This window comes from Pseudarthrobacter sp. NPDC058362, assembly GCF_042723515.1.
Classification (GTDB): Bacteria; Actinomycetota; Actinomycetes; order Actinomycetales; family Micrococcaceae; genus Arthrobacter.
The window spans coordinates 322,093-335,806 of sequence record NZ_JBHXIW010000001.1; the positions used below are offsets into that span (position 1 = coordinate 322,093).

General features: G+C 67.3%; 15 protein-coding genes and 1 tRNA gene. 9 read left to right on the plus strand and 7 right to left on the minus strand.

Translation table 11 applies throughout. From position 1 onward, the window contains the following. Window positions 1–47 precede the first annotated feature (47 nt). Entirely contained in the window at window positions 48–338 is a 291-nt protein-coding gene (locus ACFWIX_RS01440; RefSeq protein WP_377214330.1) for a hypothetical protein, read from the plus strand. Then, window positions 335–1,069 carry an HAD family hydrolase gene (locus ACFWIX_RS01445; protein WP_377214331.1) on the plus strand — a complete coding sequence of 245 codons (735 nt, stop codon included), beginning with the start codon at window positions 335–337 and terminating at the stop codon, window positions 1,067–1,069. Before ACFWIX_RS01440 ends, ACFWIX_RS01445 begins: the two co-directional genes overlap by 4 nt. Here the strand turns inward: ACFWIX_RS01445 and ACFWIX_RS01450 are convergent. Further along, entirely contained in the window at window positions 1,047–1,292 is a 246-nt protein-coding gene (locus tag ACFWIX_RS01450) for a hypothetical protein (RefSeq protein WP_377214332.1), read from the minus strand. The two genes, ACFWIX_RS01445 and ACFWIX_RS01450, sit on opposite strands and share 23 nt — an antisense overlap. 173 nt (window positions 1,293–1,465) lie before the next feature. Here ACFWIX_RS01450 and ACFWIX_RS01455 point away from each other — a divergent pair, with 173 nt between their 5' ends. Beyond that, the gene (locus ACFWIX_RS01455) at window positions 1,466–2,641 is read left to right on the plus strand and encodes a zinc-dependent alcohol dehydrogenase (RefSeq protein WP_377214333.1); all 1,176 of its coding nucleotides are present in this window, start codon (window positions 1,466–1,468) and stop codon (window positions 2,639–2,641) included. 26 nt (window positions 2,642–2,667) lie between these two features. On the opposite strand, the gene ligD is transcribed toward ACFWIX_RS01455, so the two are convergent. Beyond that, window positions 2,668–3,900, minus strand: a complete 1,233-nt coding sequence (ligD, locus tag ACFWIX_RS01460) for a non-homologous end-joining DNA ligase (RefSeq protein WP_377214334.1) — start codon at window positions 3,898–3,900, stop codon at window positions 2,668–2,670. 171 nt (window positions 3,901–4,071) lie between these two features. Here ligD and ACFWIX_RS01465 point away from each other — a divergent pair, with 171 nt between their 5' ends. From ACFWIX_RS01465 to ACFWIX_RS01475, 3 genes are read left to right on the plus strand one after another with little or no spacing between them, the layout of a single operon-like run. Further along, window positions 4,072–4,566 carry a nucleoside deaminase gene (locus ACFWIX_RS01465; protein ID WP_377214335.1) on the plus strand — a complete coding sequence of 165 codons (495 nt, stop codon included), beginning with the start codon at window positions 4,072–4,074 and terminating at the stop codon, window positions 4,564–4,566. A 55-nt stretch (window positions 4,567–4,621) separates the two neighbouring features. Beyond that, window positions 4,622–5,602: an aldo/keto reductase gene (locus ACFWIX_RS01470; RefSeq protein WP_377214336.1), complete on the plus strand. Its 981-nt coding sequence runs from the start codon at window positions 4,622–4,624 to the stop codon at window positions 5,600–5,602. Continuing rightward, window positions 5,580–6,365, plus strand: a complete 786-nt coding sequence (locus ACFWIX_RS01475; protein WP_377214337.1) for an SDR family oxidoreductase — start codon at window positions 5,580–5,582, stop codon at window positions 6,363–6,365. The genes ACFWIX_RS01470 and ACFWIX_RS01475 overlap by 23 nt, the downstream gene beginning before the upstream one ends. Before the next feature lie 47 nt (window positions 6,366–6,412). On the opposite strand, the gene ACFWIX_RS01480 is transcribed toward ACFWIX_RS01475, so the two are convergent. From ACFWIX_RS01480 to ACFWIX_RS01490, 3 genes are read right to left on the minus strand one after another with little or no spacing between them, the layout of a single operon-like run. Next, entirely contained in the window at window positions 6,413–6,790 is a 378-nt protein-coding gene (locus ACFWIX_RS01480; RefSeq protein ID WP_377214338.1) for a sterol carrier family protein, read from the minus strand. 48 nt (window positions 6,791–6,838) lie between these two features. Then, entirely contained in the window at window positions 6,839–7,855 is a 1,017-nt protein-coding gene (locus ACFWIX_RS01485) for an asparaginase (protein WP_377214339.1), read from the minus strand. 53 nt (window positions 7,856–7,908) lie between these two features. Then, window positions 7,909–9,483 (minus strand): molybdopterin-dependent oxidoreductase, encoded by a 1,575-nt coding sequence (locus ACFWIX_RS01490; protein ID WP_377214340.1) that lies wholly within the window; start codon window positions 9,481–9,483, stop codon window positions 7,909–7,911. 98 nt (window positions 9,484–9,581) lie between these two features. On the opposite strand from ACFWIX_RS01490, the gene purD reads away from it, so the two are divergent. Both purD and ACFWIX_RS01500 read left to right on the plus strand, forming a co-directional pair. Beyond that, entirely contained in the window at window positions 9,582–10,898 is a 1,317-nt protein-coding gene (gene purD / locus ACFWIX_RS01495) for a phosphoribosylamine--glycine ligase (protein WP_377214911.1), read from the plus strand. Between the two features lies 1 nt (window position 10,899). Continuing rightward, a complete protein-coding gene (locus ACFWIX_RS01500; RefSeq protein WP_377214341.1) occupies window positions 10,900–11,832 on the plus strand; it encodes a phosphoribosylaminoimidazolesuccinocarboxamide synthase in 933 nt (310 codons plus the stop codon). 9 nt (window positions 11,833–11,841) lie between these two features. On the opposite strand, the gene ACFWIX_RS01505 is transcribed toward ACFWIX_RS01500, so the two are convergent. Next, window positions 11,842–13,107, minus strand: a complete 1,266-nt coding sequence (locus tag ACFWIX_RS01505) for a helix-turn-helix domain-containing protein (protein WP_377214342.1) — start codon at window positions 13,105–13,107, stop codon at window positions 11,842–11,844. A 133-nt stretch (window positions 13,108–13,240) separates the two neighbouring features. Here ACFWIX_RS01505 and ACFWIX_RS01510 point away from each other — a divergent pair, with 133 nt between their 5' ends. Beyond that, the gene (locus tag ACFWIX_RS01510) at window positions 13,241–13,486 is read left to right on the plus strand and encodes a hypothetical protein (RefSeq protein ID WP_377214343.1); all 246 of its coding nucleotides are present in this window, start codon (window positions 13,241–13,243) and stop codon (window positions 13,484–13,486) included. Between the two features lie 136 nt (window positions 13,487–13,622). Here ACFWIX_RS01510 and ACFWIX_RS01515 read toward each other — a convergent pair. Beyond that, a tRNA-Pro gene (locus ACFWIX_RS01515) sits at window positions 13,623–13,699 on the minus strand. Window positions 13,700–13,714 lie beyond the last annotated feature (15 nt).

The following is a 13,714-nucleotide window of genomic DNA, read 5'->3' on the forward strand; positions in this document are numbered from 1 at the left end:
ACGGAGCGCCCTGGTGCGGTGCCGTGATCGACGGAGGAGTGATAGTAATGGCCGGATATTTTGAGCTGGTGGATGCCCCCGACGGCGGGTATCGGGTCCGCATGCTCGACGGCGCCGGAGAACTGATGGCCATCTCGGTCACGTTTCCCACCAAGCGCGCCGCCGTGGCAGGTGTGGCCATGGCGCGGGAGATTGCCGGGACGGGCCTGATCCGGGACCGGAGCCATGACGGCCACGGGTCCGTGCTTCGGGAGCGGGTCCGCCCCGTAAGTTCGCCCAAGGAAGAAGCCGCCCGGCGCAAGAAGGCGCCGGAGGTCCGGCGGGCGGCGGTCAGTTGAGTCCGCATCCCGGCCGGCCCGCCGGCTCCGCTACCCCTGGCCGCCGCCGGGGGGTGCTGTTCGATGTTGACGGCACGCTGATCGACTCTTCCTACGTGCACACCCTTTCCTGGTGGGGCGCCTTCCGCCAGCAGGGCTACGACGTTCCCATGGCCCGGATCCACCGTTGCGTGGGCATGGGCGGAGACCGCTTGGTGGACAGCCTTCTACCGGCTGGCCGGGACCGCAGCGCCGACCAGGAGATCCTCGCCAGCCACTCGGCGCTGTACGCCTCCCATTGGCCGTCGCTGCGCGCGCTTGGCGGCGCCAAGGACCTGCTGTTGCAGTGCCATTCGTCCGGGCTGGCCGTGGCGCTTGCTTCCTCCGCCCGGGAGCGGGACCTGCAGGCAATGCGGCAGATCCTGGATGCAGACGCGGCCATTGACGCCGCCACCAGTGCCAACGACGCGAAGGAAAGCAAGCCCGCGCCTGACATCCTGGTTGCCGCCCTTGCAGCGGTCGATGTGGACGCGGCGGACTCCGTTTACGTGGGGGACGCCGTTTGGGACATGCAGGCCGCAGCTGCACTGGGCATTCCCGCCATAGGGGTCACCTGCGGCGGCATCAGCGCCGCTGAACTTCGGGACGCCGGCGCTGCCGAAGTCTATGAGGATCCGCGTGAGCTCTTGGCCAACCTGACCTCAAGCGCCATCGGGCGGCTGTTGGACGCTACCGAAGTGGGCCATCGGTGACCGTTCCGGCCGCCGGATCCCCGGGCTTGAGCCAGGACACCACCACCTTGACCGAGCCATCGTCGTTGCGGTCAACGTCCGTGTAGATCTCGGTGAGGCTGGCGCCCATCTCCATGATGCGCGCCCGGTAGGTATCGACGAGCTGTTCAAGGCTGGTCTCGGTCCATTCGCCCGGCCGCATGCGGGTGGAAATTTCAACCGGTTCCGGCTGGTACGGCGACATGGTGGACCTCTTTCACTGGTGTGGGCCGGACTCTGTCCCCTCCTACGCTAGAAGCCCCGCGCGTCTCCCACAAGAGTTTCATCAGCATGCTTACTTTTTCCGGCCTTTCCCGCTAGCGTCGAATAAGGGCCGTTGCCGGCCCCCGATAAGAGGACCCCGGCGGAAGGAACACCGTGAAAGCACTGACATGGCAAGGCAAGCGCTCGGTGAGCGTGGAAGAAGTACCGGATCCGGTAATCCAGGAGCCGACGGACGCCATTGTACGGATCACCTCCACGGCGATTTGCGGCTCGGATCTGCACCTGTACGAGGTCCTGGGCCCTTACATGCATAAGGGGGACGTGATCGGGCACGAACCGATGGGCATCGTGGAGGAAGTAGGCAGCGGGGTGTCCGGTCTCCGCAAGGGCGACCGGGTGGTAATTCCGTTCAACATCGCCTGCGGGTCCTGCTACATGTGCCGCCAGGGCCTCCAGTCGCAATGCGAAACCACGCAGGTCAAGGACAAGGGCTCCGGGGCGGCCCTCTTCGGCTACTCGGAGCTGTACGGTTCCGTTCCGGGCGGCCAGGCCGAGTACCTGCGCGTGCCGCACGCGGACTACGGTCCGGTGAAGGTGGGAACCGACCTGCCCGATGAACGGTACCTGTTCCTCTCCGACATCCTGCCCACCGCCTGGCAGGCCGTCGAGTACGCCGACGTACAGCAGGGTGGAACGCTGGCCGTGTTCGGGCTGGGCCCGGTGGGGCAGTTCGCCAGCCGGATCGGCGTGCAGCGCGGCCTTCGTGTCCTCGGCGTGGACCCGGTCCCGGAACGCCGGGCCATGGCTGCCCGGCACGGCGTGGAAACCCTGGACTACGGCAAGGGCGTGGCGGACGAACTCCGGGGGAAGACAGCGGGGAGGGGCCCGGACGCGGTGATTGACGCCGTCGGCATGGAAGCCCATGGTTCGCCGGTGGCGGGCTTTGCGCACCAAGCACTCGGGCTGTTGCCGGACAAGCTTGCCCAGAAGGCGATGGAAACCGCCGGGGTGGACCGCCTGGCCGCGCTGCACACCTCCATCGACGCCGTCCGGCGCGGCGGGACCCTGTCCCTGAGCGGCGTCTACGGCGGACAGGCCAGCCCCATGCCCATGCTCACCATGTTCGACAAACAGCTCCAGGTCCGCATGGGACAGTGCAACGTGCGGCGCTGGACGGATGACCTCCTTCCGCTGGTGGAGGACGACGCCGACCCGCTGGGGGTGATGGATCTGGTCACCCACCGCTCGGGGCTGGACGGGGCGCCCGCACTGTATGAGAAGTTCCAGAAAAAAGAGGACGGCTGCATCAAGGTGGTCCTGAATCCCTAGTCTGCCGGACCCCTGATCCGTGGGATTCAGGAGCCGGGCTGCTTGCCGGCCCAGGGATCGTAGTCCGCGATCAGTTCCTCCTGCGCCGGCCGGTCCGGTGCGGGGACGTGCTGCAGGTTCACCCGGACCCGGTACCAGAGCGAACTCGATCCGCGCATGCCGTCCACCAGGACATCGGCCGGGGTGAGGGCAGGGACCACGTCCCGGTGCCGGGACTTCCACTCCTCGAGAGCGGCGAGGGCCTCCGGCTTCGTTTTGGTCCGGGCTACCTCGACCAAGGGCATGACGGACCGACGGCGGCCCGAACCGTCTCCCGCACGCGGGGCTTTCTCCGCCGGGCCCAGCTGCGCCGCCAGGTCCAGCAGGCCGTCCAGCCGTCCGGGGGCATCGTCGATTCCCTCATGCGCGTCGCCGGATTCTGCGAAGCGGCGAAGCACGGTGGGTACGGTGAACTGCTCCGGCCGGGCAGATCGGACTTCATCCCAGGTGAGCGGCGTGGACACACGGGCATCGGGCAGTGCCCGCACTGAGTACGCTGAGGCAACGGTGCGGTCCTTGGCGTTCTGGTTGAAATCGACAAACACGCTCTCGCCGCGTTCCTCCTTCCACCACCGTGCAGTGGCCAGTCCGGGGGCACGGTTCTCCACTTCGCGGGCCAGGGTCTCGGCAGCGAGCCGGACATCCCGGTAGGACCACTCCGGGGCGATCCGGACCAGGATATGCAGCCCGCGCGAACCGCTGGTCTTGGGCCAGCCCGCCAGCCCGGTATCGGCCAGCACATCCCGGGCCACATAGGCGGTGTCAACGATCCGGGCCCACTCCACGCCCGGCATCGGGTCCAGGTCCACCCGCAGTTCGTCGGGGTGCTCCAGGTCCTCGGCGCGCACCGGATGCGGATTCAGGTCCAGGCAGCCCAGGTTCACCACCCAGGCCAGGCCCGCGGCGTCCCGGATGACGGCCTCCTCCGCGGACGTGCCGGACGCGTACTGCAGCGTTGCCGTGCCGATGAAGTCCGGATGGTTCTCCGGCACCCGCTTCTGGAAGAACGGCTCCGCATCGATGCCCTTGGGAAACCGCTTCAGTACCATGGGACGCCCGCCTGCCCCGCGCAGTGCGCCCTCTGCCACTGCAAGGTAGTAGCGCACCAGGTCCAGCTTGGTCAGCCCGGCCTCGGGAAACACCATTTTGTCCGGACTGGAGATGCGGACCTCGTGGCCGTCAACGTCGAGGATCTGCGCCGGTGCCTTGGACGGGTTCATGCGGCCACGTTAGGTGCTAATCTCGATTCTGCCAACGGCGGGCACCCACACGGGAAGCTATCTACCAGGCGCTACTGAACCTTCAACAGCACACCGCTGAATCCTGGCTCGCCGTCGCACCTGGTTCCACCGGGCCGCGCCCGCCCGGCTTCGGCGCAAGGGAGTCGCATCATGAGCACCACTGCCACCGACGAACAGTTCCTGTCCCGCGCCGTCCGGCTGGCCACGGCCAATGTCCTGAACAACGGCGGCCCGTTCGGCGCCACGGTCGTCACCGCGGACGGGCAAGCGTTCGACGGCGTCAACCGGGTCACCGCGGACAACGACCCCACGGCACACGCCGAGGTCACCGCCATCCGGACCGCTTGCCGCGAACTGGGCACCTTCGACCTCACCGGTGCCGTCCTGTACACCAGCTGCGAGCCCTGCCCCATGTGCCTGGCGTCGGCCCTTTGGGCAAGGATAGGCAAGGTGGTCTATGCCGCCGACCGGCATGATGCCGCCGCCGCAGGCTTTGACGACGCCGTCTTCTACGAATATTTCCAGAATCCGGACCGCGGCTCCCTGATGGCTGTCTCCAAGCTGGAACTGGCCGGCAGCCCTTCGCCGGCCCCGCTGGAACCCTTTACTACCTGGAACGCACTGGAGGACCGGACCGAATACTGACGTGCCGCCGTCGTAATTTTCCGGACCCCGGCAGGCGTGCCCCTATAGTCGGAGGATGGAACAGCGGATATTGGGGAAGACCGGCCGGAGCGTTTCCGTGGTTGGATTGGGAACCTGGCAGCTCGGAGCGGACTGGGGATCCGTGGAGCCGGAGCAGGCGCAGGCCGTCCTCGCAGCATCGGCCGAAGCCGGTGTCAGGTTCTTCGACACAGCGGACGTCTACGGCGACGGGCGCAGCGAGCAGGCCATCGGCACGTTCCTGGCCCAGAACCCGGGGCTGGACATCACCGTGGCCACCAAGATGGGCCGCCGCGCGGAGCAAGTGCCCGAAAACTACACCCTGGCCAACTTCCGCCAGTGGGTGGACCGCTCGCGGAAAAACCTCGGCACGGACACTCTCGACCTCGTCCAGCTGCACTGCCCGCCCACGCCCGTCTACAGCAGCGCCGAGGTCTACGACGCCCTGGATACGCTCGTTGCCGAGGGAGCCATCCGCAACTACGGCGTCAGCGTCGAGCGCACCGATGAGGCGCTGGAAGCGATCCGCCACAGCGGGACGGCCTCCGTCCAGATCATCCTCAACGCGTTCCGGCTCAAACCGCTGGACGAGGTGCTTCCGGCGGCCAAGACGGCAGGCGTGGGCATCATCGCCCGCGTCCCCCTCGCCTCCGGCCTGCTGACCGGCAAGTACGCCAAGGACACGGCCTTCGCCGAGGACGACCACCGCAACTACAACCGCACCGGAAGCGCGTTCGACGTGGGCGAGACCTTCTCGGGCGTCGACTATGAGCTGGGGCTCAAGGCTGTGGCCGAGTTCGAACAGCTTGTCCCTGAGGGCGCGTCGATGGCCCAGGCCGCGATCGCGTGGGTGGCCGCCCAGGATGGCGTCACCACCGTCATTCCGGGTGCCCGAAACGTGGAACAGGCCCATGCGAACGCCGCGGCAGCGTCCGTGGCGCTGCCCGGAGGGTTCGACGACGGCGTCCGCTGGATCTACGACCACTACTTCCGCGATGCCATCCACCCCCGCTGGTAACGTGCGCGGCGCGAATTCTCCGCGGCGCACCGCTGTCGTGACCGGCGCGGGTTCCGGCATCGGCCGCGAGGTGGCCCGCCAGCTGCTTGCTGACGGCTACCGTGTGGCACTCGCCGGACGCCGTGAAGCCCAGCTCGAAGAGACGGCCGCACGCAACCCGGACGCGCTGGTGGTGCCGTGCGACATCACCCGGCCAACCGACGTCGAACGTCTCTTCCAGGCCGTCCGGGAACGGTGGGGGCGCGTTGACGTGCTGTTCAACAATGCCGGGGTGTTCGGCCCCGCGGCCGGGGTGGACGAGATCAGCCTCGAGGACTGGAACGACACCCTCGCGGTGAACCTGACCGGCGCCATGCTGTGCGCCGCGGCGGCTGTCCGCGCCATGAAGTCCCAGGAACCGCAGGGCGGCCGGATCATCAACAACGGTTCCATCGCTGCGCATTCACCGCGGCCGCGGACCGTGGCGTACACCGTGACCAAGCATGCGATCACCGGGCTGACCAAGAGCATCGAGTTGGATGGCCGCGGGTTCGGGATCACCTGCGGGCAGATCGACATCGGCAATACGGCCACGGAACTGATGGACACCATCGGGGTGGGCGCAGGTGCGCTGCAGGCGGACGGCAGCCGGCGCGTGGAACCTACGTTCCCTGTGCCGGACGCGGCCCGTGCGGTGCTGATGATGGCCAACATGCCTGCGACGGCGAGCGTGGGCTCGGTGGTCATCACCGCAGCGGGCATGCCGTTCATCGGCCGCGGCTGACTTCGCCGGAAAACTTACAGCGAACCAGCCGCTATCCCGCGAACTGGCTACAGCGGGAGAAGGGCAGCCAGGTCCGCCCGCAGCCCGGAGGCGGACACCTGACCTGCCGAGACGGCGTCCGCCCACCGCAGCCTGCCGGTGACCATCGCAAGCCAGGTGGCGGCGTCGCACTCGATGACATTCGGCGGCGTCCCGCGCGTGTGCCGGGGCCCCTCCACGCACTGCGTTACGCCAAACGGCGGCACGCGTACCTCTACGGAGTTCCCGGGCGCCCGGGCCGTGACCTCCTCGAGCGAGTAGCGCACGGCGGTTGCCACCACGGCACGCGGAACGGGAACGTCCGACGCCGGTGCGGTTCCTTCCAGCCACGCCTTCAGCGCCGCTTTCCCTTCTTCGACGTCGATACGACGGCGGGCCACAGCCATGTGCGCGGCCTCCTTTCGGGGGTGATCAGAGCAGTCGGTTGAAACGCGTCAGTCCAGCAGCGCGGAAACAGCCGGTCCCAGCCGGATCTTGCCTACCGGGTGACCGCCGCCCAACACGGGTTCCACAACCTTCTCCAGGACGCTGGCCACCCCGGGGATCTCCACGGCGCCGGCCGCGGCCAGGAGGGTCAACGCCACCAGGGAGGTGGCCCGGACATTCCCGTCCAGGATCTTCACCGCCACGGAAACGCCCTGCGGGGTAGCCATGGCCAGCACCCCCTCGGCTCCGATCTTGGCGATGATTCCCAGCTCGTCCATGACCAGGGTGTTGGCCTCCCCATGGCCCTGGACCGCCCACGGGTAGTCCAGCATCGAGGTGGCGATGGTGGCTGCCCGGGCGCTGAAGTTCTGGTCGCCCGGGGCTTTGGCCAGCTGCGAGTATCCGCGCGCCAGCCCCTTGAGCGACACCGCCGCAACGGGGGCGCCGCAGCCGTCGATGCCCAGGTGCGCGATCTTCTCGTCCGTGTACTCCTCGATTACCGTGCGGATCCGCTGCTGCAGCGGATGGTTCGGCTCCAGGTAACTGCCGGTGTCCCAGTGGTTTTCGGTGCAGGCCCAGAGGAACGCCGCGTGCTTGCCGGAACAGTTGAAGGCGAGCCGGGATTTTCCGCGTTCCGAACGGACCAGCCAGTTCCTGGCGGCCTCGTCCTGCGGCCAGGCGGGCGGGCACTGCAGCTGTTCCTCGCGCACGCCGGCGGCCTTGAGCATGCCGGACACCACGTCCATATGGTCCAGCGAGCCGGTGTGGCTGCCGCAGGCGATGGCCACCTGGGCCCCGCGCAGCGGAACTCCGGACTGCATGGCGGCCAGTGCCTGGAAGGGCTTGAGGGTGGACCTGGCATAGATGGGAGTGTTGACGTCACCGAGCTCCGTCACCACGGAGCCGTCTGCGGCGAGCAGCACGGCGGAGCCGATGTGCCGGGATTCCACGAAGCCGCTGCGCTCGATCACGGCAAGTTCGACGGCGGAGTCCACGGTGAAGGTTGCATGCGGATTGTGCGGCATCCTGCCAGTCTAGGGCCCGCGCCGTGCGCGGCCGGGCAGGCCCGCTGGGGCTGCTACTCGACCGTGACCATTACCGACTGCCAGCCGGAGGCGCCGTCCGGGACGGGGTCGGCCCGCTGGTCCGTCTGGACCTCGCCAGTTCCGTCCGTGGCACGGACCTTAAGGTAGTGCGCGCCCGGTGCGGCATCCCATTCGTAAGACCACTGCCGCCAAGTGTCCACTGAAGCCTCGGTGGAGAGGACCGCCTCAACCCAGTCGCCGTCGTCGATCTGCAACTCCACCTTGGTGATGCCGCGGGTCTGCGCCCAGGCGGTGCCGCCCACGGCTACCTTGCCCGCAGGAACCTTGGCGAAGGACCTGGGCACATCTACCCGTGCCATCGTCTTGATCGGTCCGCGCTCGGACCAGCCGCGCTGCGTCCAGTACGCCTTGTTGTCCGCAAAGCGGGTCACCTCGAGGTCCACTACCCACTTGGTAGCCGACACGAACCCGTACAGGCCGGGCACCACCATGCGTACCGGGTAGCCGTGCTCCAGCGGCAGCGGCTCACCGTTCATGCCGATGGCCAGCATCGCGTCGCGGTCATCCTGCAGCACGGGGAGTGGAGTTGATGCGCTGAAGCCGTCGATGGACGTGGACAGCACCATGTCCGCGCCGTCCTTGGGCCGTGCCAGCTTGAGCACGTCGCGCAGCGGCATCCCGAGCCACTTGGCGTTTCCGGCCAGGTTGCCGCCCACCGGGTTGGACACGCAGGTGAGCGTCACGTGCGATTCGATCAGGTCGGCGTCGAGCAGGTCCTGGAAGGTGAGCGTGACCTCTTCCTCCACCATGCCGTGCACCCGCAGTTGCCATTCTTCAAGGTTGATCTGCGGAACGCTGAGGGCGGTGTCGATGCGGTAGAAGTCATTGTTGGGGGTAAGCCACGGAGGCATGCCGGGGGCAGGAGACTGGACGGCCGCGGGGACGGCCGGTGCGGGTTTGGCGGGCGTGGGCAGCCGGAGCGCCTCACGGGCTTTGGCGATGTTGCTCCGGGCCGAGCTGAGCATGCGTCCTCCGGTGGCGGCAGCGGCCGCGGCGAACGCAGTTACCCCGGCGGCGGCGAAGAACCCGCGCCGGCTGGGGCGGGCCGCGGGAGAGTCAGCGGCGACGTCAGCCGGCACTTCGGGCCACGGCGCCAGCCGCCACAGCCGCACCATGAGCCAGCGCAGTACGGCTAGCCCCGCGAGGGTCCCGGCCACAGACGGCAGCGCATCGGCGGGTCCCACGCCGGCGCGGGTCACCACGCTGGCCACGATCACGGCGCCCATGAACAGCACCCCCAGCACACCCAGAGCCCACTTCCGGTACGCCACGATCCCCAGGACGCACGCGAGCACGCCAATGGTCAGGCCCATGCCGGCGAACAGGGCCACCTTGTCATTGGTGCCGAACGTGGCGATCGCGAAATCCTTGAGCCAGGACGGCGTGAAGTCGATGAAGGTCGAACCCAGCGCGATCAGCGGGGCCGCGCGGGCGGTGAAGAAAGCGCCGGCCAGTTCCGCCACGGAAAGTACGACGGCGGCGCTCACCACGCCTGCCACCGCAGCCAGTCCGTACGGCCCCTTGAGCCACTTCCGAAGCTTATTCATGCAAGGGATTCGCAGCCGGAGGCGGCGCGGATTGCCGGGCCGGCCGGGCAGGTCACACCTTAGGAGCACGGAGGGTGCACAAAGTACCCTTGGAGACTGTGAAGGTACTCGTCATTGGCCCCGGAGGCCGCGAACACGCCATAGTCCGATCCCTGCTTGCCGATCCCAACGTGTCCGAGGTCCACGCGGCGCCCGGCAATGCCGGCATCAGCAAGCTGGTCCCCACCCACGGCATCAACGGCAACGATCCGGACGCCGTAGCCGGGCTCGCCACCAAGCTGGCGGTGGACCTGGTGGTGGTGGGGCCGGAGGCCCCACTGGCCGCCGGTGTCTCCGACGCCGTCCGCGCCGCCGGAATCCCGGTGTTCGGCCCCAGCAAGGCCGCCGCGCAGCTCGAAGCGTCCAAGGCCTTCGCCAAGGAAATCATGGCAGAAGCCGGCGTCCCCACCGCAATGGCTATGGTGGCCACCAACGCTGAAGAAGCCGCCTCTGCGCTGGACACCTTCGGAGCGCCCTACGTGGTTAAAGACGATGGCCTCGCCGCCGGCAAGGGCGTAGTGGTCACCTCCAACCGCGACGAAGCGCTGGCGCACGCGCAGGCCTGCTTCGACGCCGGCGGTTCCGTGGTCATCGAGGAATTCCTGGATGGCCCCGAGGTGTCCATCTTCGTGGTCTGCGACGGGCAGAACACCGTGGCACTGTCCCCGGCGCAGGACTTCAAGCGTATTTTTGACAACGACGAAGGCCCCAACACCGGCGGCATGGGCGCCTACACCCCGTTGGAATGGGCTCCCGAGGGCCTGGTCCAGGAAGTGATCGACCGCATTGCCCAGCCCACCATCAACGAGATGGCCAGCCGCGGCACCCCGTTCGTCGGCGTGCTGTTCGTGGGACTGGCGCTGACGTCCCGCGGCACCCGGGTCATCGAATTCAACGTCCGCTTCGGCGACCCCGAAACTCAGGCAGTCCTCGCCCGCCTCAAAACCCCCCTCGGCTCCCTGCTTCTGGCAGCCGCCAAGGGCGAACTGGACAAGGCGGAGGAACTGCGCTGGGCGAAGGAGACCGCTGTCGCCGTCGTCATCGCCTCCGAAAACTACCCGGACACGCCGCGCACCGGGGACCGCATCCGCGGCCTCAAAAAGGTGGAGGAGCTGGACGGCGTGCACGTGATCCACGCCGGAACCGCGCTGGACGGGGACGGCAAGGTGGTCTCCGCCGGCGGCCGGGTGCTCGCAGTCGTCGCGCTGGGCAGCGACCTGGTGGAGGCGCGGGAAAAGGCATACGACGGCGTCGAGCTGGTAAAGCTCGACGGCGGCCAGTTCCGCACGGACATCGGCCGCAAGGCCGCGCGCGGCGAAATCAAGGTAACGTCAGGCGCCGCCGTTTCGGTGGCCGCCCCGGAAGCGAAGGCCTAGCATGACTGAGACTCCCCGCGGCTTCAACGCCACCGTACTGGACCTGCCCGGCTGGCGCCACGTCTACTCCGGAAAAGTCCGCGATCTGTACGAGCCGGTGGACCCGTCCATCGAAGAGCGGGTGGGCCAGGAGTGCGTCCTGGTGGTGGCCAGCGACCGGATCAGCGCCTACGACCATGTGCTCAGCAGCGAAATCCCGGACAAGGGCCGCATCCTCACCCAGCTGAGCCTGTGGTGGTTCGACCAGCTGGACGTGGAACATCACGTGCTGGCCTCCACCGTGGCGGACGGCGTGCCCGCCGAAGTTGAGGGCCGGGCCATGATCTGCAAGAAGCTGGACATGTTCCCGGTGGAATGCATCGCGCGCGGGTACCTGACCGGTTCCGGCCTGCAGGAATACCGCGCCCACGGCACGGTCTGCAACATCCCGCTGCCGGAGGGCCTGGTGGACGGTTCGCGGCTGGAACACGCCATTTTTACCCCGTCCGCCAAGGCCGAAATCGGCGAGCACGACGAAAACATCACCTACGACGCCGTGGTGGCGATGGTGGGTGACGACATCGCGGGCCGGCTCAGTGAACTGACGCTGAAGATTTACACCATGGCCGAACGGATCGCCCGCGAGCGCGGCATCATCCTGGCCGACACCAAGGTGGAGTTCGGCTATGACGCCGTCTCTGGTTCCATCACGCTGGGCGACGAGGTCCTCACCCCGGACTCCTCCCGGTTCTGGGACGCGGCCACGTACCGGCCGGGCCAGGCCCAGCCGTCCTACGACAAGCAGTACGTCCGGGACTGGCTCACTTCCGCGGAATCCGGCTGGGACCGGGCATCCGACACCCCGCCGCCGGCGCTGCCCGCAGACGTAGTGGAGCGGACCCGGAGCCGGTACGTCGAGGCCTACGAGAAGCTGACCGGCACCAGGTTCGCCTGACCGGCCTGCCTAGCTTGCCTTGGCCGCAGCGGCTGCGCGCTGCTGGGCCAGCTTGATCTCAAGGACCGCGTCCAGCGTCTGCTGGACGCGGTCTGCTGCTCCTGCGGCGCTGAAGGATTTCTGGGCCTCTTCCAGGTGCAGCAGTGCTTCCTCCGGTTCGCCGGCCGCCTTGAGGGATTTGCCCAGCAGCAGGGAGACCTCACCGGCCGTGTGCTTGGCCAGGGCTGAGCGTTCCTTGTGGATTTCGCGGAGCTTTTCGACGGCGGCCACGATATCGCCGGTCAGGTACAGCCAGCGGGCGCGGATGAAGGCGACTTCCAGCTGGTCGGACTTGTTGCCGCCCACGATCGACAGTGCCAGTTCGGCCCGTTCGATAGCCGACAGCGTTTCCGGTTCCACGATGCCCGAGGACAGCCGGACGGCTGCTGATGCTTTGTTGAACCGGGCCCAGAGTTCGATGTCATTGGCGGGGGAGAGCAGCCGCGCTGCCCGCTCGTGGTGTTTGATCCCCTCCTGGTAATCGTGGCGCATGAAGGCCACGTTGCCGATGACCCAGGCCACCTCACCGGCAAGCTGGGACATGGAGTGTTCGTCCACATGCTCGATCATGTCCAGGCAGTACTTCCAGGCTTCCTCCAGCCGGCCGCTCTCGGCCAGCGCGCCGATCAGGGCGCGGTGGGCTCCAATGATGAGCGTGGACCCCTTGGGGAGTTGGGAGCAGAGCCGGACCGCCTCCATGGCGTAGTCAACTGCGGCGCTCAACCTGCCTTGCCCCTGACAGATGCCGGCGAGCATCTGTCGGGCACGTACGGCAAGTCCGGCGGATTCCGTCGCCATGGGGTGCTCCAGCAGGTGCTGCATGATGCGCTCGCATTCCTGCCACTCACCCTGCTTCATGAGGCATTCCGCCTGCATGTAGGTCATGTTCCACCAGGCGCTGGTGTTGCGGCCGTCGAGCGCGGTCTGCGCGGCGGTGGCCGCGTGACTGGCCGCCAGGGGGTAGTCCCTCAGGTCCCATGCCTGCCTGGCGTACAGGCCGGCGAGGACGTATTCGGCGTCACTGACGGAAATAGGCTGGCTCCAGGCTTCCAGGGCCTTGGGCGCCAGCTCCAGCCGACGTGCCAGTTCCTCGATCACTTCGGCCGTAGGCTCCCTGCGGCCGGTTTCGAGTAGCGAGATGTAACTTGGTGAATACAGGTCCCTGCCCAGTTCAGCCTGTGTCATCCCCCGTTCGAGACGCTCCGCGCGGAGCTTCTCCCCGAATCCGTTGCCCACGGGATTTCCTCCTCTTTCCAGACCGTCTTTGTACCAAATGCTTGACAGTCCCTGTGGAAAACATTTTACAATGTATGTCAACAAGGGCAGTGCTGACTTTGTAACGAATCCGACTCGTATTGAGGAACCTAATATGTTGAAGAAGATCGCAGCCGCGGCCGCCCTCGCTGGCGCCCTGGCGTTTTCTGCTGCGGCTCCAGCCGTCCTGTCTGCCGGTTCCCACGGGGATCCCAGTGGTACAACCTCGGCGAGGGTTGGCAACTGGCCCGACCCGATGTCCACGACTACCAAGGGCAACAGCGCGGAGGTCGAGCGGGGTAAGAGTGCCGAGCAGGTCTCATACATCACGTATGTCGGCAACTGGCCGGACCCGATGTAATAGCCTCCTCACCATAGGAGGCGTGAAGACCCCGGAGCAGCCGCTCCGGGGTCTTTCTTTACCAAGCTGTTACCGGCATTATGACAAAAGGGCATGACAAAAAAGAGAGGGCCTCCATGTGGAGACCCTCTTCTCTTGGTCGGGATGACAGGATTTGAACCTGCGACCTCTTCGTCCCGAACGAAGCGCGCTACCAAGCTGCGCTACATCCCGATCCGCTGCAAAAGC

Excerpts from the sequence above, each read along its gene's own strand:
- ACFWIX_RS01510 (WP_377214343.1), top strand. The coding sequence starts at position 13,241 with ATGTTGAAGAAGATCGCAGCCGCGGCCGCCCTCGCTGGCGCCCTGGCG.
- ACFWIX_RS01465 (WP_377214335.1), top strand. The coding sequence starts at position 4,072 with ATGAGCACCACTGCCACCGACGAACAGTTCCTGTCCCGCGCCGTCCGG.
- ACFWIX_RS01470 (WP_377214336.1), top strand. The coding sequence starts at position 4,622 with ATGGAACAGCGGATATTGGGGAAGACCGGCCGGAGCGTTTCCGTGGTT.
- ACFWIX_RS01475 (WP_377214337.1), top strand. The coding sequence starts at position 5,580 with ATGCCATCCACCCCCGCTGGTAACGTGCGCGGCGCGAATTCTCCGCGG.
- ACFWIX_RS01500 (WP_377214341.1), top strand. The coding sequence starts at position 10,900 with ATGACTGAGACTCCCCGCGGCTTCAACGCCACCGTACTGGACCTGCCC.
- ACFWIX_RS01490 (WP_377214340.1), bottom strand. The coding sequence starts at position 9,483 with ATGAATAAGCTTCGGAAGTGGCTCAAGGGGCCGTACGGACTGGCTGCG.
- ACFWIX_RS01450 (WP_377214332.1), bottom strand. The coding sequence starts at position 1,292 with ATGTCGCCGTACCAGCCGGAACCGGTTGAAATTTCCACCCGCATGCGG.
- ACFWIX_RS01440 (WP_377214330.1), top strand. The coding sequence starts at position 48 with ATGGCCGGATATTTTGAGCTGGTGGATGCCCCCGACGGCGGGTATCGG.
- ligD (WP_377214334.1), bottom strand. The coding sequence starts at position 3,900 with ATGAACCCGTCCAAGGCACCGGCGCAGATCCTCGACGTTGACGGCCAC.
- ACFWIX_RS01480 (WP_377214338.1), bottom strand. The coding sequence starts at position 6,790 with ATGGCTGTGGCCCGCCGTCGTATCGACGTCGAAGAAGGGAAAGCGGCG.
- ACFWIX_RS01485 (WP_377214339.1), bottom strand. The coding sequence starts at position 7,855 with ATGCCGCACAATCCGCATGCAACCTTCACCGTGGACTCCGCCGTCGAA.